This window comes from Dermacoccus abyssi, assembly GCF_003515945.1.
In the GTDB taxonomy this organism is placed as follows: Bacteria; Actinomycetota; Actinomycetes; order Actinomycetales; family Dermatophilaceae; genus Dermacoccus; species Dermacoccus abyssi.
Genome location: NZ_QWLM01000008.1, coordinates 40,273 through 62,869, shown reverse-complemented (window position 1 = coordinate 62,869; position 22,597 = coordinate 40,273). Strand labels below are relative to the sequence as shown.

At 68.2% G+C, this 22,597-nt stretch carries 23 protein-coding genes; 12 read left to right on the top strand and 11 right to left on the bottom strand.

Going from position 1 to position 22,597, the window contains the following annotated elements; all coding sequences use genetic code 11:
- Window positions 1-16 precede the first annotated feature (16 nt).
- Window positions 17-826 carry a class I SAM-dependent methyltransferase gene (locus D1832_RS08375; RefSeq protein ID WP_118913457.1) on the top strand — a complete coding sequence of 270 codons (810 nt, stop codon included), beginning with the start codon at window positions 17-19 and terminating at the stop codon, window positions 824-826.
- Window positions 827-838: 12 nt separating this feature from the next.
- Here the strand turns inward: D1832_RS08375 and manA are convergent, their stop codons facing one another.
- The 8 genes from manA to ygfZ form a co-directional block, all read right to left on the bottom strand.
- Complete coding sequence (gene manA / locus D1832_RS08370; RefSeq protein WP_118913456.1) at window positions 839-2,017, bottom strand: mannose-6-phosphate isomerase, class I; 1,179 nt, start codon at window positions 2,015-2,017, stop codon at window positions 839-841.
- Between the two features lie 54 nt (window positions 2,018-2,071).
- On the bottom strand, window positions 2,072-2,869 hold the full coding sequence (locus tag D1832_RS08365; protein WP_241510933.1) for an alpha/beta fold hydrolase: 798 nt from the start codon (window positions 2,867-2,869) through the stop codon (window positions 2,072-2,074).
- A 6-nt stretch (window positions 2,870-2,875) separates the two neighbouring features.
- Window positions 2,876-3,190, bottom strand: a complete 315-nt coding sequence (locus D1832_RS08360) for a DUF2516 family protein (protein WP_047312337.1) — start codon at window positions 3,188-3,190, stop codon at window positions 2,876-2,878.
- Window positions 3,191-3,244: 54 nt separating this feature from the next.
- The gene (locus D1832_RS08355; protein WP_118913455.1) at window positions 3,245-4,762 is read right to left on the bottom strand and encodes a DHA2 family efflux MFS transporter permease subunit; all 1,518 of its coding nucleotides are present in this window, start codon (window positions 4,760-4,762) and stop codon (window positions 3,245-3,247) included.
- Window positions 4,728-5,168, bottom strand: coding sequence for a D-aminoacyl-tRNA deacylase (dtd, locus tag D1832_RS08350; RefSeq protein WP_118913454.1), 441 nt, complete (start codon window positions 5,166-5,168; stop codon window positions 4,728-4,730). The genes D1832_RS08355 and dtd overlap by 35 nt, the downstream gene beginning before the upstream one ends.
- The gene (locus tag D1832_RS08345) at window positions 5,165-6,193 is read right to left on the bottom strand and encodes an asparaginase (protein ID WP_118913453.1); all 1,029 of its coding nucleotides are present in this window, start codon (window positions 6,191-6,193) and stop codon (window positions 5,165-5,167) included. The genes dtd and D1832_RS08345 overlap by 4 nt, the downstream gene beginning before the upstream one ends.
- A 140-nt stretch (window positions 6,194-6,333) precedes the next feature.
- Entirely contained in the window at window positions 6,334-7,350 is a 1,017-nt protein-coding gene (locus tag D1832_RS08340) for a PRC and DUF2382 domain-containing protein (RefSeq protein WP_118913452.1), read from the bottom strand.
- A gap of 340 nt (window positions 7,351-7,690) precedes the next feature.
- The gene (ygfZ, locus tag D1832_RS08335) at window positions 7,691-8,770 is read right to left on the bottom strand and encodes a CAF17-like 4Fe-4S cluster assembly/insertion protein YgfZ (RefSeq protein WP_241510932.1); all 1,080 of its coding nucleotides are present in this window, start codon (window positions 8,768-8,770) and stop codon (window positions 7,691-7,693) included.
- A 57-nt stretch (window positions 8,771-8,827) separates the two neighbouring features.
- Between ygfZ and D1832_RS08330 the strand changes: the two genes are divergently transcribed.
- Window positions 8,828-9,922 (top strand): LCP family protein, encoded by a 1,095-nt coding sequence (locus D1832_RS08330; protein ID WP_118913450.1) that lies wholly within the window; start codon window positions 8,828-8,830, stop codon window positions 9,920-9,922.
- Between the two features lie 48 nt (window positions 9,923-9,970).
- Window positions 9,971-10,468 carry a heme-binding beta-barrel domain-containing protein gene (locus D1832_RS08325; protein WP_118913449.1) on the top strand — a complete coding sequence of 166 codons (498 nt, stop codon included), beginning with the start codon at window positions 9,971-9,973 and terminating at the stop codon, window positions 10,466-10,468.
- Between the two features lie 60 nt (window positions 10,469-10,528).
- Here the strand turns inward: D1832_RS08325 and D1832_RS08320 are convergent, their stop codons facing one another.
- Window positions 10,529-11,287, bottom strand: coding sequence for a hypothetical protein (locus tag D1832_RS08320; RefSeq protein WP_047312343.1), 759 nt, complete (start codon window positions 11,285-11,287; stop codon window positions 10,529-10,531).
- Window positions 11,288-11,309: 22 nt separating this feature from the next.
- Complete coding sequence (locus tag D1832_RS08315) at window positions 11,310-11,570, bottom strand: MoaD/ThiS family protein (protein ID WP_047312344.1); 261 nt, start codon at window positions 11,568-11,570, stop codon at window positions 11,310-11,312.
- Window positions 11,571-11,622: 52 nt separating this feature from the next.
- Between D1832_RS08315 and D1832_RS08310 the strand changes: the two genes are divergently transcribed.
- The 9 genes from D1832_RS08310 to D1832_RS08270 all read left to right on the top strand — a co-directional run bounded on the left by D1832_RS08310 (window position 11,623) and on the right by D1832_RS08270 (window position 21,615).
- Complete coding sequence (locus D1832_RS08310; RefSeq protein ID WP_118913448.1) at window positions 11,623-12,312, top strand: winged helix-turn-helix transcriptional regulator; 690 nt, start codon at window positions 11,623-11,625, stop codon at window positions 12,310-12,312.
- Between the two features lie 9 nt (window positions 12,313-12,321).
- Complete coding sequence (mshD, locus tag D1832_RS08305) at window positions 12,322-13,224, top strand: mycothiol synthase (RefSeq protein WP_118913447.1); 903 nt, start codon at window positions 12,322-12,324, stop codon at window positions 13,222-13,224.
- Between the two features lie 10 nt (window positions 13,225-13,234).
- The gene (locus D1832_RS08300) at window positions 13,235-15,628 is read left to right on the top strand and encodes an RNA degradosome polyphosphate kinase (RefSeq protein ID WP_118913446.1); all 2,394 of its coding nucleotides are present in this window, start codon (window positions 13,235-13,237) and stop codon (window positions 15,626-15,628) included.
- On the top strand, window positions 15,625-16,608 hold the full coding sequence (locus tag D1832_RS08295) for an NUDIX hydrolase (protein WP_241510931.1): 984 nt from the start codon (window positions 15,625-15,627) through the stop codon (window positions 16,606-16,608). The genes D1832_RS08300 and D1832_RS08295 overlap by 4 nt, the downstream gene beginning before the upstream one ends.
- Before the next feature lie 167 nt (window positions 16,609-16,775).
- On the top strand, window positions 16,776-17,900 hold the full coding sequence (pstS, locus tag D1832_RS08290; protein ID WP_118913445.1) for a phosphate ABC transporter substrate-binding protein PstS: 1,125 nt from the start codon (window positions 16,776-16,778) through the stop codon (window positions 17,898-17,900).
- Window positions 17,901-18,037: 137 nt separating this feature from the next.
- Entirely contained in the window at window positions 18,038-19,069 is a 1,032-nt protein-coding gene (gene pstC, locus D1832_RS08285) for a phosphate ABC transporter permease subunit PstC (protein ID WP_118913444.1), read from the top strand.
- The gene (gene pstA, locus D1832_RS08280) at window positions 19,066-19,971 is read left to right on the top strand and encodes a phosphate ABC transporter permease PstA (RefSeq protein ID WP_118913443.1); all 906 of its coding nucleotides are present in this window, start codon (window positions 19,066-19,068) and stop codon (window positions 19,969-19,971) included. The genes pstC and pstA overlap by 4 nt, the downstream gene beginning before the upstream one ends.
- A 42-nt stretch (window positions 19,972-20,013) precedes the next feature.
- Window positions 20,014-20,790: a phosphate ABC transporter ATP-binding protein PstB gene (gene pstB, locus D1832_RS08275; RefSeq protein ID WP_118913442.1), complete on the top strand. Its 777-nt coding sequence runs from the start codon at window positions 20,014-20,016 to the stop codon at window positions 20,788-20,790.
- A 573-nt stretch (window positions 20,791-21,363) separates the two neighbouring features.
- Complete coding sequence (locus D1832_RS08270; RefSeq protein ID WP_047312352.1) at window positions 21,364-21,615, top strand: hypothetical protein; 252 nt, start codon at window positions 21,364-21,366, stop codon at window positions 21,613-21,615.
- Between the two features lie 332 nt (window positions 21,616-21,947).
- Here D1832_RS08270 and D1832_RS08265 read toward each other — a convergent pair whose 3' ends face one another.
- Window positions 21,948-22,574 carry a hypothetical protein gene (locus tag D1832_RS08265; RefSeq protein WP_118913441.1) on the bottom strand — a complete coding sequence of 209 codons (627 nt, stop codon included), beginning with the start codon at window positions 22,572-22,574 and terminating at the stop codon, window positions 21,948-21,950.
- Window positions 22,575-22,597: the final 23 nt, after the last annotated feature.

The window sequence follows — 22,597 nt, the reverse complement described above, 5'->3', positions numbered from 1 at the left end:
ACGATACGTTGGGGCCGTGCATTCCCGACCTGTTGGCGCCGTGACGCGGGGGACGACGAACCCCAACCGTCTGCGCCGCCAGGACCGCTGGTTGACCGGCCCGCAGGCCTGGCGACTGCGCCGGAGTGACGATCCGCCGATCGTCGTCGACCTCGGATACGGCGCCTCCCCCGTGACGGCCGTCGAACTGCACGACCGACTGCGGCGGGTACGTCCCGACGTGCGGACGGTCGGCATCGAGATCGAGGCCTCACGCGTCGCGCAGGGGCGTGAGCTGCTCGCGCACGACCCCGGTCTCGCAGGCCTGTCGTTCCGTCGCGGCGGTTTCGAGATACCCCTCGACGCCGGCCGCAGCGCGACGATCGTGCGCGCCGCGAACGTCCTGCGTCAGTACGACGAGTCCGAGGTGGCCGGCGCGTGGGAGCGGATCTGCTCGCGCCTGGCCCCGCACGGCCTCCTCCTCGACGGCACCTGCGACGAGCTCGGGCGGCTCTCCACGTGGGTGGCCGTCACCCCCGACGGCCCGGTGAGTTTCACGATTTCGCTGCGTTTGGCAGGCCTCGGCGACCCCATGGACGTCGCACCGCGGCTCGTGAAGTCGCTCATCCACCGCAACGTGCCGGGCGAACCGGTGCATGCCTACCTCGCAGCGCTCTCACGCGCGTGGACGATCAATGCCCCGCTCGCTCCTCACGGCGCGCGCCAGCGCTTCGTGGCGAGCGCCCGGGCTCTCAAGGACGACGGATGGCCACTGCTCGACGGCCCGACGCGATGGCGTCTGGGTGAGATCACGGTCGACTGGTCGGCTGTCGCGCCCCGCGCCTGACGGGGACGTGCGTCAGATGTCGACGCTCGCGACGAACAGCCGCGAGCCGGGTACGCCGGTGACGACGGCGTCGGGGTCCGAGGCCGACGACCACACACATTCGAGACGCTCCAGACGGATGGCTTCGTCACCGCAGCGCACCGTGACCGGTGCGTCGAGCGCGAGCATGACGGCGGGAGCGCCGCCGATCGGCAGCGCCGTCGGTGTTTCGTTCGGCCGTACCTCGAACAGCTCGAAATGGGGCGCTGCTGTGGGGTGATGCAGCGTCGACCCATCTCCGTCTCCCAGGCGCCGCGGCTCCTGGGCTTCGACCGGCGTCCTGACATCGACGATCGTGAGCAGTTCCTCGACGTTCGTCTCCTTGGGCGTGAGCCCACCGCGCACGACGTTGTCGGAGTTGGCCAGCACCTCGATCGTCGTACCGTGCACGAACGAGTGGAGAACCCCCGCTCCGATGAAGTAACTGCGCCCGGGCGTCATGACGAGGTGGCGCATCGTGAGCAGAACAACGACGCCCACGTCACCTGGGAACTGCTCGTGCACGTCGAGCACGGTGCTCAGTGCCCGCGCGGTCGCTTCGTCGGCCGAACCTGCGTCGACGAGCGCCCGGACGGCGGCCACGACAGCAGCCACGAACTCGGCCCGGTCATCGGCAGGAACGTGGAGCAGGGCCGCCAACAACGCGTGCGCCGGATCAGCCGCGCCCCTCGCCTGATCCACGAGATCGGTGAGCGCGGGCACGTCGAGGCCGACAAGGAGCGCGCTCGCTTCGTCGAACGGCAACGAGCCGGCGAAGGCTTCGCACTCGGTGAGCGGTACCCACGCCTCCGGTTTGGCCCAGGAGTCTCCGTAGACACCCTCGGGGGCCGACGCCGCCCGCGCTGCGTCGGGATGTGCCTGGATGGAAAGCGCTCTGTCGGCGGCGAGGATCTTGAGCAGGAACGGCAGACGCCGACCGAAGGCGTCGAGCGACCCTGTGCCGAGGTGGCGTTCGTCGTCTCCGGCGATGTGTTCGTCGAGACCGCAGAAGTGCCCGTCGTCGAGGTCGACACGGGCCGGGCCGGCTTCGTGGGCGCCGACCCAGAGCTCAGCCTCGGGCGTGGCACTCGGCTGTTCGCGCCCGGCAAGCTGCGCCAGGGCGACGTGCGAGCCCCAGGCGTAGTCCTTGATCACGGGTTGGATGCGGTGCAACGCTCTTCCTCGACCTTCTTCCCGGCCACCCGGTCGGGCAACTCGGAACCGAGTCTAGTTCTGATGGTCGTCAGAGAGGAATGCGCCGACGACCTGGCGCACGCGGCTGCGATGGCCCCACAGCAGCCCGTTCTCGTCGAACACCTCGAGCCGGGCGTTCGGCAGATACTCCACGAGGCGCTCCGCCGACGAGACGGGATGCACGGTGTCGCCCTCCTGCGCGAGCACGAGTACGGGGAGCGTGAGATCGCGCAAGCGCTCGACATCGGGTACCGGCACGGCGTGGGGCAGGTCGCGCAGCGCCTCAGCCATCCCGGGGCCGAGGAAGACCTCGGTCTGCTGCTCGACCCATGCCCGCGCCGCGTCGTCGCCGCGCACGGCCTCGGGTAGCTCGGCTTCGAGTTGAGCACGAATCGAGCCGGCGTCACCGCGCGCCGACGCCTCGGCCATGGCACTGTACCGTTCGAGTCCCTCGCTGTTGCGAGGTGAGTCGATGACGGCCGGAATGACGAGGACGACGCGCTCGAACCGGCTCGGGTCGCGTTGCAGGATGCGCAGGATCGACCCGCCACCCATCGAGACGCCCAGCGCGCGCGTGGCTCCGCAGGCGTCGGCGACGGCGAGCAGCTCGTCAGCCGTGTGGTCGTAGTCCCAGCCGTCGAACGCGGGCGCCGAGCGACCGTGCGAGCGAAAGTGGAAGAAGACGCGCGTGCCGTCGACGCCCGACGCGTAGGGCCGCGTCGAGGGAATCGAGGCTCCCATACCGTGCGCGAACACGGTGACGGGTTCGCCTCGCCCTGCCCTGACGACCTCGAGAGCCCCCGACGGGCCGTCGATGAACTCAGCTGCCACAGCTGGTCACCACGGCCCGTAGGGGCCGCTCGAGTTGCCCTTGCCGGGCCGCACGAGCGGGCGGACGTCGGCCAGGAAAACGCCCGCGGCGACGACGCCGATGATGCCGAGCAGACTGACCGGACGCCCGAGTGAGATGAAGCCGAGCAGCGCGGCGACACCGGTGATGGCGACCCACGCGGGCTTCGTCAGCTTGCCGTGCGCCTGGAAGAGGTCGGCTCGCCCGCGCAACGCCTCGACGAAGGCCCAGACCTCGACGCCCAACAGGATGACGCTGAGGATGAGCATCGCGCCCATCTGGAGCTCGAACAGGAAATCCATGCCCTCACTGTAGAGGCGCTGCCCGACAACCCGCTGAGGGCGCCCACCGCGAGGTCAGCGGCGCTCTGCCTGATGCGGGTTGTCGAAGAACAGGACGGCCACGACACCGACCGCGACGACGGCCGCGGGAAGGTAGAGCGACTCGCCCATCGCACGGGAGAAGGACTCCGCAGCCACGGCGGGGACGCGAGCGCCGCCCCCCGCTTCACCCGCGGGCATCGAGTAGCCCCCGAGGTGGGACGCCAATCGCGATTCCATGAGGGCTGCAATGGCGGCCGAACCGAGCACCGCACCGAGCTGGCGCGTCGCGTTGAAGACTCCGGAGCCTGCACCCGCTCGCGCGGGCGGGAGGGTCCGCGTGGCCGTCACGGAGATCGGCGCCCACATGAAGGCGTTGGCCAGACCGAGCACGAGGGCCGGGGCGACGAGCTGCCACCACGGGGTGTCGGAGTGGAGAGCGAGGCCGTACCAGACGATGCCCACCGCGAAGCACGTGAGCCCGAAGCCTGCGATGAGGCGCGGGTGCATCCGGTTGACGAGGCGACCAGCAACAGGCGCCAGCCCGAGCGTCAGCACCGCTGTCGGAGCCATGAGGAGGGCTGCCTGAGTCGGCGTCCAACCGCGTACGCTCTGGGCCCACACCATGATCGGGAAGTTCATCGCCGTGATGGCGAGGCCCACGCCGAAGATCGCGACGTTGGCGAGCAAGAAGTTGCGGAACGTGAAGAGTACGAGCGGAATGAGCGGCTCCGCACGCGTGAGGCGCTGCCACACGACGAAGGCGACGAGGACGGCGATACCGGCCACGATGAGCAGCGGCACCGAGATGACACCCGTGATCGTGCCCCAGTCGTAGCGGTTGCCCTCCTGCAGGCCGAAGACGAGCAGGAACATGCCGATGCCGGAAAGCAGCACGCCGATCCAGTCGAACGTGTGCGTGTGGACCGGCAAGCTCGGCACGAGCTTGAGTGCCATCACGAAGGCGATGATGCCGACCGGAATGTTGATGAAGAAGATCCACTCCCAGCCGACGTGGTCGATGAGCACACCGCCGAGGATGGGGCCGACGAGCGTCGCGACACCGGCCACCGAGCCCCACAGACCCATCGCCGTCCCGCGGGTCTCACCGGGGAAGATGCGCGTGATGACGGCCATCGTCTGAGGGGACATGGCCGCAGCGCCAAGGCCCTGCAGAACGCGGGCCGCGATGAGCCCCTCGATGGACCCGGTGAGGCCACACCACAACGAGGCGAGCGTGAACACCGCGAGGCCCACGAGATAGACGTTCTTCGGCCCGTACCGGTCACCGAGACGCCCCGAGACGAGCAGTGGCACCGCGTAGGCGAGCAGGTACGCGCTCGTCACCCAGACCACCGCACCGAGATCGGCGTGCAGACCGTTCATGATGGCCGGCGTACCCACGGCGACGATCGTCGTGTCGAGCAGGATCATGAAGAACCCCAGGCACAGGGCCCACAGGGCCGGCCAGGGGTTGTCGCGGGTCGTGTTCTCGCGTCGCGGGGCCGCGGGCGTCGTCTCAGACGTCGATGATGACCGTGAAAGGTCCGTCATTGGTCAATGCCACCTTCATATCGGCGCCGAAACGCCCGGTTTCCACCGCGATTCCCGAAGCGACGAGAGCGTCGGCGAGAGCATCAACGAGTGGTTCGGCGACGTCACCCGGGGCCGCCCGGCCCCACGACGGTCGTCGCCCTTTGCGCACGTCACCGTACAGCGTGAACTGGCTGACGACGAGCACGCCGGTGCTCTCGCCGCGTTCTGTGAGGTCGCTCACGGAGACCTCGCCCGGCATGATGCGCAGCCCGGCGATCTTGCGCGCCATGGCCTCGACCTGAGCGTCACCGTCGTCGTGGGTGACTCCGACGAGGGCGACGAGACCCGGCCCGGGCAGTGCTCCGACGACCTCACCATCGACCGTCACCGACGCCTCGAGGGCGCGCTGAACCACGGCCCTCATTCGGCGCCCGCTCCGGGCACCAAGAGGCGACCGGTCGTCGGCTCGCCCAAGGCTTCGGTGACCCCGCCGACGCGCTTACCGTGACCGAGGATGTCGGCCTTGGCCAACTCGTCGAGCGCAGGCGAATCGATGCCCATGCGACGAAGAACCGCCGCCGCCACGACGGGCCGGGCGCGCTGAGCGCCGTCGGCGATCTTCACTGCGACCCCACGACCGTCGGGCAGGCCGATGGCATAGCAGGCCTCCGCGCCGTCCTTGGCGATGAGCCCGGGCACGCCGGCGACGAGGGTGGACACGTCACGTCGCGAGCCGCCGAGGAAGGCCGGAGCGTTGCGGATGGCTCGAGCAACCCGCCACTCGTGCGTGCCCTCGGGGGCAGCACCGAGACGACCGAAGGCCCGCGCCAGGCCCGCCATCGACAGCGACATCACCGGGGCGCCGCACCCGTCGACGCCCATGGCTGCCACCTCGTCATCGGCGATCTCGGCGAGGGCCTCGGCCATGAGCTGCTGAACCGGGTGGTTGGGATCGCGGTACGTCGTGGTGTCCCAACCGTTGATCGTGCACGTCGCGAGCATGCCCGCGTGCTTGCCCGAACAGTTCTGGGCGATCGGGACGGGCTCATGCCCCTCTCGGGTCCACCGCTTGCGGTCGACGTCGTCGTAGGGCAGGTCGGGGGTGTTCTGCAGGTCGGCCTCGCTCAGGCCGTGACGCTCCAGGATCGCGCGCACACCGTCGATGTGGAACTGCTCACCGGAGTGGCTCGAACACACGAGGGCGAGAAGTTCGTCGGGTAGGTCGAGCCCGGCGCGCACCATCGCGAGCGCCTGCAACGGCTTGTTCGAGGAGCGCGGAAAAATCACCGCGTCGCTCGGTCCCCACGCCGCTTCGACGCCCCCGTCAGAACCCGTGACGGTGACGAGGCCGTGGTGCACGGATTCGACGAAGCCCGACCGGTCGACCCGTGCGAGCACGGGCGCCGAGGCGAGGGCGGCGGAGACGGTCTGCGCATCAAGAGGGTTCACACCTCCAGCCTAGGGGCGGACACCGACAACCGGCAGCCCGGCGGAGACGACGCAGGCCCCGCACCGCCGAAGCGGTACGGGGCCTGCGGCCTCACGGCATCAATGCTGCGTCAGGATGCCGCCCGAGACGTTCGTGGACGTCAGTGCTTGTTCTTGAAGTCACGAGCCTTGTCGTCGATCGTGTGGCCGTCACCGTCACGGTCAGCGGTGCGACCGCGCGTGCCGTCGGTGTCGACCTCGACCTCGACCTCCTCGTGGGCAACCTCGGTCTGCACACGCTCGGTGTCACGAACCTCGTCGACATCGAGGCCGACGCGCTCGACTGCGACGGTCTCCTTGTCGACGACCGGGCGCTCCTCGTGGAGCGTGACCGTCTCGGTCTGCTCGCCAAGGGTGACGTTCGACGCACGCTCGTTCATCGGCTCGCGCGTGACGTTGACCTCTTCGCGGCTCACCGGCACGTCGACCTGCTGCTGCTCGGTGACGACGTACTTGCGCAGGCGGGCCTTGCCGCTCTCGCGACGCTCGGTGCCGACGTTGACACGCTCCTCGTGGCGCACGACGCCTTCGCCGTCACGGTCACCGTCGACGTCACGGCGGTCACGGTCACCATCGACGAAGGCCTCATCGCGGCCGTCACGGTTGTCCGCGATGTCGCGCGCCTTGTCGTCGACCGTGTGGCCGTCGCGGTCACGGTCCGCGGTGACGTCACGGCGGTCGCCGTCGAAGTCACGGTCGCGGCCGGCAGCGCCTGCCACACCTGCAGCACCAGCGGTACCCGCAGCGCCACCGACGGCGGCGTCGCGGTCACGGTCGCCGTCGAAGTCGCGGCGGTCACCGGCGCTGTTGCCGAGGCCGTAGTAGTGGTAAAGCGCCTCTTCCTGCTCGACGTCGAGGTGCTTGTCGGCGTCCTGACGCGGAGCGTCCTTGATCTTGGCCTTCGAGTACGGCAGGTGGAGGTCATCGCCCTCAACCCGGGCGCCCTCGAGCGGAACGAAGGATTCGGAGGTGCCGAACAGGCCGGTGTTGACCGTCACCCAGGCCGGCTGACCGGTCTGGTCGTCGAGGTAAACCTCGCCCACGGAGCCGACCTTGTCGCCGTCGCTGTCGTAGGCCTTGCCGGAACGGGCTGCCAGAACATCGTCAACGGAAAGCATGTGCAATCTCCTATCGATAAAGGTGTGCACGCGCCGGATCGTCCTGGAACGAACCGGAGTTCACCGACCGTGCGTCTTGCTCACCACGCAACCACTTTTGGTGGCCCCTGTCACCAGGCTCCGTCGCTAGGGGTGCGAAAACGCATGCAACCTCAGCTTGAGCGGGGCGTCGAAGACCACCCGCCGATCCACCCTCGGGAACGACGCGGCCAGGCTTAGGGGTGGCGCAACTCATCCCCAAAGGTGGTCAGGCCATCCGACGGAGTCCAAGCGGGCCGCACCGCGACAGCAAATGTGATTTATGTCACATTATGGGTCGCGGGCGGACAGCCCGGGCGTGTCACGGCTGGACGATCGGCGTCTGAGCCGCAGCCACCCCTCCGACGTACAGTTCCGCATCGACTGGCGTCGACCGCTTGAGCACGACGAGACCGATGGGGCCGTCGACGTGGTGACGAGCCACCGACGTCAGGCGCCCGACGGGCCGTTCCGTTCCGGCCACCGTGACGTCGGCCCCCACGTCGGGCAGAGTGTGCCCACTTCCGTCGAGGTGGACGAAGGCCAGTCGACGCGGCGGACGGCCGAGGTTGTGGACGCGCGCGATGGTCTCCTGACCTCGGTAGCACCCCTTGTGCAGATGAACCGCCGTGCGCAGGAGATCGAGTTCGTGCGGGATGGTGCGGTGGTCGACCTCCGCCAAGCCGTCCGGGTGCCACGCATTGACGCGCAGCGCCTCGAGTGCCCACAGGCCCACCGGGGCGCGGTCGCCGAACTCCTCGACAAAGCGTTCCCGCGGGACGACGAGCTCCCGCCAGGACCAGTCGGCGCCCGGGTGCTCGACACCGCCCGAGTAATCGGCAGAGTCCTCCCCCATCCGCGGCCACGGGTCGACCCAGGCGATGACACCGCGCTCACGCAACTCCTCGGGGGTGGACGGCGCTGCGGTGGGTTCACCGATGACAGCGTAGGAATCCGTGAGGTCCTCGACCTCGACCCGCAACATGAACCGCATCCGCTCGAGGAACTCGGCGAGACCCGCGGCCTTGCCGGGGTCGGTCGTGATCCAAGTGCGTTCTCCGTCGTCGACGACGTGCAGGTCGTACTCGACGTGCCCCTTGGGCCCGAGTACGAGAGCCTGCGTCGAGGTGAACGGCGCGAGGTTCGCCAGGTGCTGCGTCGTCATGGAGTGCAACCAGTTGAGGCGGTCTGGTCCGCTCACCCGAACGACACCCCGCGACGAGAGGTCGACGGCACCGACACCGTCCTCGAGCATCTTCTGCTCGCGCAGTGGGTCGCCGTAGTGGGCTGCCACGTTCGACCAGACGCCGTCCGCCGCGACCGCTCCCGGCCAGGTGAGAGCGGGCGACGCCGGCCCTGACGTCGACTCGTTCGGGGTCTCGTTGCATACGTCCTCGTTCACACCCGCCACGGTACGCCAGCACACGAAATCCCCAGGCGCCCCGCCTATGCTTGAACCATGTCCGAGCAGCCGCCACATACGCCTCGTCACGCCATGGACGACGAGCCCGCCGAGGAGCGAAGCACTCGCTCCTCGGATGCTGCCTCCTCACACCACACCGAAAGGCGCGCGGGCGCGCAGGCTGCCGGTCGCAAGAAGCGCGGCAAGCTACGCACGCTGCTCTACATCCTGCTCGCCATGCTGCTCGTCGTCATCCTTGCCGTGGGCGGCTTCCTGCTGTACCTCAAGTACATCCTCGACAAGGACATCTCGCGCGAGGACCTGCTCCCCTCGAGCACCGTGAAGCGCGACGACGCGGCAGGCGACTCACAGAACATCCTCCTGCTCGGCTCGGACAGCCGCGACACGAACCTTCGCGACGGCAGCCGAAGCGACGTCATCCAGCTCGTGCACATCAGCAACGACCGCAAGAAGGTCGAGGTCGTGCACTTCCCGCGTGACATGTACGTCGACATCCCTGGGCACGGCAGGAACAAGATCAACGCCGCCTACGCCTACGGTGGCCCGACGCTGCTCGTGCAGACGATCGAGAAGGCCACGAACGTGCGCATCGACCACGTCGCACAGATAGGGTTCTCCGGCTTCGAGAAGCTCACGGACCACATGGGCGGCGTCGACATGTACGTCCAGCAGCCGGTCGACCTCGGCAAGGACGGCAAGTGGGAGCAGGGCATGAACCACTTCACGGGCCTCCAGGCGCGCCGCTACGTCCAGGAGCGCAAGCAGCTCGCGCAGGGAGACATCGACCGCGGCAAGAACCAGCAGGCGTGGATCCTCGCGATCTTCCAGAAGGCGAAGTCACGCGGCGTCCTGTCCAACCCGATGACGATCACGAACATCACCAAGGACATCTCGAACAACCTCGCGGTCGACAAGGACTTCACGACGAACTACATGACGTCGTTGGCCTACAGCCTGCGGGGCCTCAAGCAGGAGAACATCACCTTCTACACCGCGCCCATCACCGGCTTCGGCAACGAGCCGGGCGCCGGCTCCGTCGACTACGTCGACGAACCCGCTCTGAAGAAGCTGAGCGACGGTCTGCGCAAGGACGACATGACGGGCGTCCCGAACGGCCGCAAGGGCGGCTGACGCTCCCCGAGCACCTTCGAAGGGCACGCGACAGACTAGCCTGGTCGCGTGCCCTTCGAACTTGATGTGAACATGCCCAAGGAACTCGCACCCCTCGCCTGGCTCATCGGCCGTTGGGAAGGTGCCGGAGTCATCGGTTACCCCGGCCGGGAGTCGGCCAACTTCGGCCAGGAGGTCGTCGTCAGCCACGACGACCGCCCCTTCCTCGAGTGGCACTCGAAGATGTGGAAGCTCGACGACGAGGGCAACAAGGTCGAACCGATCGACACCGAGTTCGGCTACTGGCGGCCGCTGGCGAACAACGAGGTGGAGTTCATGGTGACCCATCCCTCCGGCATCGTCGAGATGTACTACGGCACCACGTCGCCCGCGAAGATCGAACTGCGCACCGACGGCGTCATCCGCTCGCCGCAGGCGCCGGAGTACAGCGCCGGCGCTCGTCTGCTCGGCTACGTCAACAGCAACCTCATGTGGGCCTACGACATCGCCCAGGGGGGCAACCCGTTGCAGAGCTACGCCTCGGCGGAGCTCAAGCGCGTCGAGTGAGCGTCTGATCCCAAGCTGTGCGCGGCAGATTTCGCCGCGCTGCGGTTCTGGCGCGAGCCGTCAGACGAGTTGGGCGAGAGCCACCGGCAGGAATCCGCACACGAGCACGCAGGCACTGCCTGCGGCCAGCTGTGCGCGCCGATGCGCCGACGTCGCGATCGTGACGGTCGTGCGAAGGCAGGCCCACGACAGAAGACCCGTGAGGGCACCCGCCGCGATCGCGACCACCGGGTCGAGGCCCGCAACGGCACCCACGGCACCCACGAGGCCACCGAGAATCGTCTGGCCCATCCCCATCTCCAGGCGTCGGGACGTCGCCCCGGCAATGCCGTCGATGAGGCAACCGAGCGCCGCCGCGACGCCGACGCTCACGAGCAGGCGGTGCGAGGTCACGTCGTCAGCGGCCGGCACGAGGTAGGAACCGGCGCCGAGTACACCGAGCCCGAGGGCGGTGCCGGCGAGTGACATCACGAGGCGCGGACGCCCGTCCTGGCGCATGAGCTGGTGCAGGAAACTCGCGATGAGTCCGAGCGAGACGACCGCGCCGGCCCAGCGGGTTCGATCACCTGCGTCGCCGGCCACCATCGTCGCCGTGAGGGCCACGGCCGTGAGGGCGAGGACGGTACTCGTACCGCGAGGGCTCGGCAGATTGACCAACCGGGGCCAGCCCCAAGCGAGCACGAGACCGAGCGCGAGGCTGACGAAGGCGACCCCTCCGACGGGCAGGGCGCTCGAGACCGCAACCGCGCCGCCGGCGAGGACACCGGCCAGGGCGCCCGAGGCGCGCAGCGACGGCGTGGGGGCTGTCAGTACGCTCACGCGCCCATCCTTCCACCCTCGCTCATCCCCCGGCGAACGGCGGGAGAAGTTCCACCGTGACGCCCTCGGCCACCACGGCGTCGTCGTCGAGACGCCGACCGTCGGCCAGGGCGCTGCAGCGCGCCAGGACGTCACCCATCGTCGGGTGCGCTGCGAGCGCCGCGCGGCGCACGTGTCCCACGGTGACAGGGTTCGCACCCGAGACGTCGAGGTCTTCGGTCTGCACACCGGCGGCCGCTTCGGCGCCGGCCCAGTAGCGAACTCGGACGCTCGTCGTGTCCATTCTTCGGCCCTTCCTTTCGGTAGCTTACCTGCACCAACCGTAGTCTTGACGCGTGGCGCACCTCCTCCTGCTGACGAACGCACGCGGTGCGAGCGTCGAGGTTCTGCCCGCGTTGGGGGCGCTCGCCCACCGGGTTCGCGTCATCGCCCCGGAGGCTTCGGCGGTTGCCACCCGCACCGACACCGACCTCGTCCTGCTCGACGCGCGCTCCGATCTGGTCGCCATGCGGGGCGTCTCCACGTCGCTCGAGAAGCTGCTGCCCGATCTGCCCGTCATCGGCGTGTTCACCGAGGGCGGCCTCGTGGCGCTGACCACGCAGTGGGCCGTCAGCGACGTTCTCGTCGACACCGCCGGGCCGGCCGAGGTGGACGCTCGCATCCGGCTCGCCCTCGCTCGCTCGGGCGCCGACGAGGAGCGCACGGCGCGCATCACCGCGGGTGAACTCGTCATCGACGAGGACGCCTACTGGGCACGCATCCGCGGCACTGCGCTCGATCTCACGTACAAGGAGTTCGAGTTGCTCAAACACCTCGCCGGCCACCCCGGCCGTGTGTTCACGCGCGATCAGCTCCTGCGGGAGGTGTGGGGCTACGACTACTTCGGTGGCACCCGCACCGTCGATGTCCACGTGCGGCGCCTGCGCGCGAAGCTCGGCCCCGAACACGACGCCCTCATCGGCACCGTGCGTAACGTCGGCTACCGCTTCGTCGAGCAAACGAGGCGCCCCGATGCCGCTCGTTAGGGTGGTTGCATGATCTTTCGCGTACGCCCCGCCGATCTTCCAGACGACTCCGCCGCGATCCTCGCCCTCGCCGCGAGCGCCGAGGCGGTCGACGGTGTCGGCGCGCTCAACGAGGAGTCGCGCCTGGCGATCCAGCGTGGCGCCGGCGACAGCGTGGTGCGCGTTGCCGAGGGCGACAGCGACGAAACGATCGTGGGCGTCCTCGTCGACGCCGAGGGCGACGGCGCCGCGTGCGATCTCGTGACGCACCCCGAGCATCGCCGCCGGGGCGTCGCCACGGCGCTGCTCGCTGCCGAAGGGGAGAACGTCGAGCGTTACGGCGTGTGGGCCCACGGCGACTTCGAGAGTGCGCGCGCCCTGGCCGAGGCGCTCGGTCTGGAACGCGTGCGCGACCTGTGGCAGATGAGCCGCGAGGTCAGCCCCGAGGAGACGTTCGACGTCGAGCTCCCCGGGGGGTTCGTCGCCCGTCCCTTCGACGGCAGTGACGACCAGGCCCGGGCCTGGCTCGACGTGAACGCGGCGGCCTTCGTCCACCACCCCGAGCAGGGCCGTATGACGATGGACGACCTGCGCGCGCGTATGGCAGAGGAGTGGTTCGAGCGCGAAGGGCTCATTCTCGTGTGGCACGAGCCGAGCGGCGAACTGGCCGCGTCGCACTGGACGAAGCGTGAGCCCGGCAGCGACACGGGCGAGGTGTACGTCGTCGCCGTCGCACCGGCCTACCAGGGCCGCGGGCTCGCCGGACCGCTGACGAACCTCGGGCTGGCCCACCTCGCCGGGCTCGGCGTCCACGAGGTCGAGCTCTACGTCGAGGGCGACAACGAGCCCGCCAAGGCCACCTACACACGTCGCGGATTCCACAAATCGGCTCAGGACGTCCTCTACGTTCACACCGGCGCCGAGAGCCTGTAACGATAGGGGCATGACTGCCTCGACCTCCGGTTCGAAAAACACCCCGAAGGCCTCCGCGAGCAAGCGCACGCCGGCCAAGAGCGGCTCCGGCAAGCAGACGCCGGCAAGTGCACGTACCGCCACTCCGGCCGGCGCCGACGCCACGCTGGATGCAGCAACGGGCACCGGCGAGGTGGCGCCACCCGCGCCGAACACCACGTCGTCGGCTGCCGTCGCCCGGTTCAAGCCCCGCGCCGCCGCACGCCCGCGGGCCGCCGAGAACGCTCCCCGCCCTGACGCCGAACGCGACAAGGCTCCGAACGATCTGCCGGGCGATCGCTTCCTCGACCGTGAGATGTCGTGGCTGCAGTTCAACGAGCGCGTCCTGCAGCTCTCCACCGACCCGAACGTGCCGCTGCTCGAGCGCGCCCGCTTCCTGTCGATCTTCTCGAGCAACCTCGACGAGTTCTTCATGGTGCGAGTCGCCGGCCTCAAGCGCCGCATCGCTGCTGGTCTCGCCGTGCGTTCGGCGTCCGGCCTCGAACCGCGCGAGCTCCTCGACGACCTCACCCGCGCCTCGCACGACCTCATGGATCTCCACGCGGGCGTCTTTCAGCGCCAGGTGCGCCCGGCGCTCGAGGACGAGGGCATCCAGCTGCTCAAGCCGACACAGCTGACGGAGGCCGACCGCGAGTACCTGCGCCGCTACTTCGAGTCGCAGGTCTTCCCCGTCCTCACGCCGCTCGCCGTCGACCCGGCGCACCCGTTCCCCTACATCTCGGGCCTGTCGGTCAACCTGGCCGTCCTGCTCATCGATCCGAAGACGGAGCGCGAGCACTTCGCCCGCGTCAAGGTGCCGCCGCTGCTGCCCCGCATGGTGAAGCTGCCTGCAGGGCCGGACGAGGACGCGCTCTACCACGCCCGCTTCGTCACGCTCGAGGACGTCATCGCCGAGCACCTCGACGTGCTCTTCCCCGGCATGGAGGTGCGAGAGCACTTCACCTTCCGCGTCACCCGCAACGAGGATCTCGAGGTGGAGGAGGACGACGCGGAGAACCTCCTCACGGCTCTCGAGAAGGAACTGACGCGTCGTCGTTTCGGTGCGGCTGTGCGCCTCGAGGTGGCCGACGACATGGACGCCCACGTCCTCGAACTGCTCACCCGCGAACTCGGCGTGAGCGACGACGAGGTCTTCCGCCTGCCCGAACCGCTCGACCTGCGTGGCCTCGGCGACATCGCCGATCTCGACCGCAGCGAGCTGCAGTGGCCGCGCTTCCTGCCGAAGACGCACCCGCTGCTCGCACCCGTCGAGCGCTCCGAAGCCCCCGACATCCTCGGCGCGATGCGCAGCAGCGACATCCTGCTGCACCACCCGTACGACTCGTTCTCGACGTCGGTGCAGGCGTTCGTCGAGCAGGCCGCCGCCGACCCGGACGTCCTCGCGATCAAGCAGACGCTCTACCGCACGAGCGGAAACTCCCCCATCATCACGGCGCTCATCGACGCCGCGCAGGCCGGCAAGCAGGTGCTCGCCGTCGTCGAGATCAAGGCCCGCTTCGACGAGGAGAACAACATCTCCTGGGCCCGCAAGCTCGAGCGCGCGGGCGTCCACGTCGTCTACGGCATGGTGGGGCTCAAGACGCACGCCAAGCTGTGCCTCGTCGTGCGTCACGAGGGCGACGGCATCCGCCGCTACTGCCACGTCGGCACCGGCAACTACAACCCGAAGACGGCGCGCCTGTACGAAGACCTGGGCCTGCTCACCACCGACCCGGACGTGGGCGAGGACATCGGACGCCTGTTCAACCAGCTCTCGGGCATGGCCCCGCGCGCCAAGTTCAAGCGCCTGCTCGTCGCCCCGCGCTCGGTTCGCAGCGGGCTGCTCGAACGCATCGACGCCTGCATCGAGGCCGCCAAGTCGGGCAAGAAGGCCACCGTCTCGATCAAGGTGAACTCGATCGTGGACGAGCAGATCATCGACGCCTGTTACCGCGCCTCGCAGGCCGGCGTGAAGGTGAACGTGCTCGTACGCGGCATCTGCGCCCTGCGCCCCGGTGTGCCGGGTCTCAGCGAGAACATCGAGGTCCGCTCGATTCTCGGTCGCTTCCTCGAGCACAGCCGCGTCTTCATCTTCGAGATCGAGGGCAAGGAGCCGACGGTCTATATCGGCAGCGCCGACATGATGCACCGCAACCTCGACCGGCGCGTGGAGGCTCTCGTCGGGCTCACGGACGAGCGCCAGGTCTCAACGCTCGTGGACCTCGTCGCCGCAGGCATGAGCGACGAGACGTCGTCGTGGCGTCTCGACGCCGAGGGCCGCTGGCACCGTGAGAATCTCCTCGCCAACGGCGAGCCGAAGCACGACTACCAAGCCGACCTCATCGAGGCCTACTCCAAGCGTCGCCGCAAGGGCCGCCGCCGGTGAGCCCGGCGAACCGGGTGAACCACGCCCGGCGCGGCAACCCCCAGGTCGTTCCTGCCGCCGGCGCGCTCGTGTGGCGCCGCCGTCAGGGACGCCTCGAGGTGGCGCTCGTCCACCGCGCCCGCTACGACGACTGGTCCTGGCCCAAGGGCAAACTCGACCCCGGCGAGACGTTCGCCGAGGCGGCTGTGCGCGAGGTGCTCGAGGAGACGGGTCTGGCCGTCCGTCTCGGCATTCCGCTGCCCGAACTCGTCTACGGCCTCGCCAACGGCAGCACCAAGGTGGTGCGCTACTGGGCGGCCGAGGTCGTCGGCGGCAGTGGCGCGCTCGACCACGAGGTCGACGAGGTCCGCTGGCTCACCGTTGAGAATGCCCGGCGCAAGCTGAGCTACTCGCGGGATCACCTGCCACTCGACGCGCTCGTCGAAGCGGAGCTCACCGGGCGCCTCGAGACGTGGCCGTTGCTGCTCGTACGTCACTCTCACGCTCAAGCCCGCTCTGCCTACCGCGGTTCCGACGACGCTCGACGCCCCCTGAGTGATCGCGGCAAGCAGCGCGCGAAGGCCCTCGTTCCGGTCCTCCGTGCGTGGACGCCCGAGCGCGTCGTCTCGTCGTCGTCGGCCCGCTGCGTCCAGACGGTCAAGCCGTTCACGAACGCCACGGGCACGCCGCTTCGCACGAAGGCCGCGTTGTCCGAGGAGACCTTCGAGGTCTCCCCCGCCAAGGCCGGGCGACAGCTCGTCAAGGCGTTCGAACGCGGTCTACCGGTCGCGTTGTGCACCCACCGCCCACTCCTGCCGGCGCTCGTCGCAACGCTGTCCGAGCACGCTCCGAAGGGATCTCCGGCCCGTCGCCTGCTCGGTCGTATCAAGGCCAACGGCATGGACAAGGGCGAGGTTCTCGTGTGTCAGATGCTGGGCTCGGGAGCGAACGCTCAGGTGATCTCGGTCGAGCGGTTGCGCACGCCTGTGCTCGAACGCTGACGCGGCCAACCGCCGGTCGGAAACGGATGTGATGCACATCTCATTCGGGCGGGCGTCACGTTCACGCTCCGTTCACCGAAGCAGGGCCATCCGGTCACTCTCGACGCCTATGTTCCATCACGTCCAGGCGCATGCCCGGAATCCAGTTTTCGAGAGGTACTCCTACCGTGAAGATCACGAGCATTGCCCGCATCTCCAGCGTCGCCCTCGCGAGCGCCCTCGCCCTGAGCGCCTGTGGCAGCGAGACGTCAGGCTCCGACAACTCGTCCTCCGAGGCTTCTGGCGGCGACTCGGCCGCCTCCGAGTGCGGCACGAAGGCCCTCAAGGCCGAGGGTTCGACCGCCCAGGACAACGCCATCCAGGAGGCCATCAACTCCTACGGCGAGAACTGCTCCGACGCGACCGTGACGTACAACGGCACCGGTTCGGGTAACGGCATCAAGCAGTTCATCGCGAAGCAGGTCAACTTCGCCGGCTCCGACTCCGCGCTCAAGACGAAGGAGAAGGACGGCAAGATCGAGGTCAACGAGGCCAAGACGGCCTGTGGCTCCGACGCCTGGAACATCCCGATGGTGACCGGCCCGATCGCCGTGTCGTACAACCTCAAGGACGTCAAGGACCCGATCACGCTGACGCCGGCCGTCCTCGCCGACATCTTCAACGGCAAGATCACGAAGTGGAACGACCCGGCGATCGCCAAGATCAACTCGGGCGTCACCCTCCCGTCCAAGGACATCAAGGTCTTCTTCCGTTCCGACGAGTCGGGTACGACGGAGAACTTCACGAAGTACCTCAACGGTGCGGCCAAGGACAACTGGACGGCCGAGCCCGCCAAGAAGTGGACGGGTAAGGGTGAGGGCAAGGCCAAGACCGCCGGTGTCGCCTCCGCCGTGAAGTCCACCGACGGTGGCATCACGTACGCCGAGTGGTCGGCCGCGCAGGACAACGGCCTCCAGGTCGCCAAGATCGACAACGGCGCCGGCGCGGTCGAGCTCACGGGCGAGTCGGCCGGTAAGGCCGTCGAGGCCGCCAAGATCGACGGCAAGGGCAACGACCTTCGCCTGAAGCTGGACTACACGACGAAGGAGAAGGGCACCTACCCGATCGTCCTCGTCACGTACGAAATCGTCTGCTCGAAGTACGCGGACGCCGAGACGGGCAAGTCCGTCAAGGCCTTCCTCAACCACTTCGCGAGCGCGGACGTGCAGAAGGGCCTCGAGGAGCAGGGCTACGCTCCGCTGCCGTCCTCCGTCCAGGAGAAGGTCAAGACGGCCGTCAACGCCATCAAGTGACGGTTGACGCCTGACGGGGTGCTCGGGGGGGTTTCCGCCCCGAGCACCCCGCGGCACGTTCCGAGCACACGGATCGACTGCAGATATGGGCGTCACCTTCGACCGATCGATCAGTACGCAAGAGGCAGGAATACCTCATGAGTTCAATCACCGGCGTCTCCGCGGCCGACACTCCCGGCCCGGACGACGACCTGCACGAGGGCGGCCCGGAAGGGCGCACACCCTCTAGCGACGGTGCCTCGACCGGCCGTCTGGGCGACAAGATCTTCGCCGGACTCGCGTCGGGCGCAGGCATCCTCGTCGTCGCCCTCGTCACCCTCGTCGGCGCCTTCCTCGTCATCCAGGCGATCCCCGCCCTGACGAACAACGACTCGAACTTCCTGCTCTCGCAGGACTGGAACGTCGACACCAACCCGCTGCAGTTCGGTATCGCCCGCCTGCTGTGGGTCACCGTCGCCACCTCGCTGGTCGCTATGGCCATCGCGGTGCCGTTCTCGGTGTGCATCGCTTTGTTCCTCACCCAGTACGCCCCGTCGTGGCTGGCCAAGCCTGGTGCAGCGTTGATCGATCTGCTCGCCGCGGTCCCGTCGATCGTGTACGGCCTGTGGGGCGTGTTCACCATCGGCCCGCACTTCCAGCCCGTACAGAACGTCCTGACGTCGGTGCTCGGCTGGCTGCCCTTCTTCGAGAAGACGCAGACCAGTGCGGGAAGCACGATCTTCTTCGTCAGCGTGATCCTCGCCATCATGATCCTGCCGATCATCACGGCACTCTCGCGCGAGGTCTTCGCGCAGACGCCGCAGGCGCACAAGGACGCTGCCACCGCGCTCGGTGCGACGAAGTGGGAGGTCATCCGCACCGCGGTGCTCCCCTTCGGCAAGCCCGGCATCATCTCGGCCTCCATGCTCGGTCTCGGCCGCGCGCTCGGTGAGACCGTCGCCGTCATGATGATCGTGTCGGCGCTCGCCCCGAACGCACCCTGGAGCTGGTCGCTGTTCACCGGCGGTGAGACCTTCGCCTCGAAGATCGCCAACAACGCAGGTGAGTTCGACAACCCGACGAAGACCGGCGCCTACATCGCGGCGGGTCTCGTGCTGTTCATCCTGACGTTCATCGTCAACTCGCTCGCCCGCATCGTCATCGAACGCAGGAAGGCCTTCTCCGAATGAGCACGGCAACTGTGGACCAGGCTTCCGGAAGCCTGGGCAAGAAGGGCCAGTCCGGTGGCCGCGCGGCGAAGAACACCATCGCCAAGGTGGTCATGTGGGCCGCGTTCCTCATCGCGCTCGTCCCGCTGGTCTGGATCATGTGGACCGTCATCTCCAAGGGCGGCCGTCTGCTTCTCGACGTGGGTTGGTGGACCGAGAGCCAGCGCGGTGTCGGCCGCCGCGAACAGGCCGGCGGTGCTGCCCACGCGATCCAGGGCACGCTCATCCAGGCCTTCGTCACGGCTCTCATCGCCGTTCCGATCGGTGTCTTCACCGCTGTCTACCTCGTCGAGTACGGCCGCGGCCGCCTCGCCAAGGCTGTCAGCTTCATGGTGGACATCCTCACGGGTATTCCCTCGATCGTCGCGGCTCTGTTCGTCTACGCCCTGTGGGTGACGACCTTCGGCCTCGACCGCATCCCGTTCGCGGTCTGCCTCGCCCTCGTCCTGCTCATGATCCCCGTGGTCGTGCGCTCGACGGAGGAGATGCTCAAGCTCGTGCCGAACGAACTGCGTGAGGCCTCGTACGCGCTCGGTGTGCCGAAGTGGAAGACGATCATGAAGATCGTGCTCCCGACTGCCTTCTCCGGCATCGTGACGGGCATCCTGCTCGGCCTCGCCCGCGTCATGGGTGAGACGGCACCGCTCATCATCCTCGGGCCCTACTTCAAGTCGCTCTCGACGAACCTCTTCGACGGCCTCATGGGAACGCTGCCGACGATGATCAACGAGGGCCGCGACAACATGGCCGTTCCGGCAACGAACGAGCGCGTTTGGGCTGCCGCGTGCACCCTCATCCTCCTCGTTCTCATCCTCAACCTGCTGGGCCGCCTCGTGGGCCGTTTCAGCAAGGTCAAGAACTGACATCCGCATCGTCGGATACGACTTCGAAGGAAACTGAGTCATATGAGCAAGCGGATCGACGTTCAGAACCTCAACGTCTTCTACGGTGACTTCCTCGCCGTCAAGGATGCGTCGATGGTCATCGAGCCCCGTTCGGTCACGGCCTTCATCGGCCCGTCCGGCTGTGGCAAGTCGACGTTCCTGCGCACCCTCAACCGCATGCACGAGGTGATCCCGGGCGGTCGCGTCGAGGGCAAGGTGCTCCTCGACAACGAAGACCTCTACGGCCCGGGCGTCGACCCGGTGGCCGTGCGCCGCACCGTCGGCATGGTCTTCCAGCGCCCGAACCCGTTCCCGACGATGTCCATCGGTGACAACGTCGTCGCGGGCCTGCGCCTCAACGGCGTCAAGGACAAGAAGGTGCTCAAGGAGAAGATGGAGCAGTCGCTGCGCGGCGCGAACCTGTGGGACGAGGTGAAGGACCGCCTCGACAAGCCGGGCGCCGGCCTCTCCGGTGGTCAGCAGCAGCGTCTGTGCATCGCCCGCGCGATCGCGGTCTCCCCCGACGTGCTCCTCATGGACGAGCCGTGCTCGGCGCTCGACCCCATCTCGACCCTCGCCATCGAGGACCTGATGAACGAGCTCAAGAGCGAGTACACCATCGTCATCGTCACGCACAACATGCAGCAGGCCGCCCGCGTGGCCGACCGCACGGCGTTCTTCAACCTCGAGGCCACCGGCAAGCCGGGCATGCTCGTCGAGATGAACGACACGCAGAAGATGTTCTCGAACCCGGATCAGCGGGCGACGGAGGACTACATCTCGGGCCGCTTCGGCTGAGCGAATGCGGCGTGAGGATCGGAGCGCAGCGTAGCGAGCACCGGACCGGAGCGCCGCACCGAGCTCAGCCAAGAAGGAATCGGCTGAGCGAATGCGGCGTGAGGATCGGAGCGCAGCGTAGCGAGCACCGGACCGGAGCGCCGCACCGAGCTCAGCCAAGAAGGAATCGGCTGAGCGGAGGTCGTGTCGACGAAGAACGGAGCCCGGGGTACCACCGCAGCGAAGCGAGGATGGTGCCCCGGGCTCCGGGCGTACGGAGTCGCGCATCGAAGCGGCGTGAGGATCGGAGCGCAGCGTAGCGAGCACCGGACCGGAGCGCCGCACCGAGCTCAGCCAGGAAAGAATCGCTGAGCGAGGTTCACTACCTCTGGCTTCGGCAAGGCCCTCCGACACTGCGCGTGTCGGAGGCCTTCGTCCTTCTCGAACAGCGTCCGCCTGCAGCCGTACCCGCGTCTCACCCCAACCGGTGAAGCAACCTAGTTGGACAAGCGTCCACAAGCGTGATGATCATTACACGGATATCCGGGGCCTCTTCGCCTGTCGTTCACCACGACGTCATGCACACTTGGGGGCGTGGCGAATGAAGCAATCGCGCTCGGGGGAACGTCGCGCAAGAAGATCCTCAAGCGACGCAAGAAGCAGGTCATCGAGCGAGGGGCCGAGCCGACCCCCGACGAGATCGTGTTCTCCGACACCCCCGGCATCATCGACGACGGCAACTTCAGCTTCGGCGTGTGTCACGTCTGCGAGTGGCGCGGCAAGGGACGACGGGCCCGCGAGAAGGCGCGTCGGGACGCCGCCGAGCACTACCTGCTCGAGCACTGAGGCCCATGGTTCCGTCCCCATGAAAACGCTCACCCCGCAGCAGCGAGGTGAGCGTTCCGACGTGAAGCACGCTGGGCCGGGAGCGCCTCTCGGCACGTGGCCGCTCGTGGCGGCTGAATTTGGGACCCGGGGCTACCGCGGCCCAGCGCACGTTCAAGCCTAACGACTGAGTGCGGCGATTTCATTCCCCGAACGGGTGGCATGTGCCACGACCTTGGGACCGCCCCTACCGCCGGCGTCATCGCTGGGCAGGGTTTCCTGCAGTCGGGCCGAGGGAGACGCTGCCCGAGCGCAGGAAAGTCTGCCCACCGTCGTCGAGCAGGCGCTCCACATCAGTCGAGCGATCCGATGCGCCAAACGGCGGCGCACTTCGTCAGGTCACGAGCCGTGTCACCGAGGAGCGCAGCGCTACGCGCCTCACCGTCGGCTCGAGCATCGTCGTGTCCGTCGTGACGCTCCGCGCGCTCGGCCCGTCCGCTCGCGACGACGCGGCAGAACGCGGCAGCCCGCTCGAGCGCTACGGCGAAGTCACCCGTGAACGCGCCCTCGAGAATGCGGTCGACGAGGTGCTCGATCTCCTTCGGGCCGTACGGGTCGGCCGACCCAGCGACCGCGTGCGAAACCTGCGCGTGCCGGATTCCGGCCGTGTAGTCCGCCGACGCCTCGACCGACGCCCGCCGCACCCACTCGCGCAGCGTGTAGAGGCGCCACATCGCGCCCGGGAGGGACACTGCGGGACGCCCCGACCACAGCTGCGCGAGCGTCGACAGGCCGATCTCGTCGGTGAGCGCGATGAGTCGACGCGTCACCTCGGGGTCGGAGTTGGTGCGCCCCGCGCCCACGAGCACGGCCGCGCTCTCGTGCGCCACCGCCGTCACGTCCGCCGGGTCGGGTGCGCCGGCGAACGACTGGAAGTCACGATCGGTGAAGAACAGCGGCTTGTGGTGGGCGCGAGCCAAGAGCGGGTTTCCCTTCGTCAGGT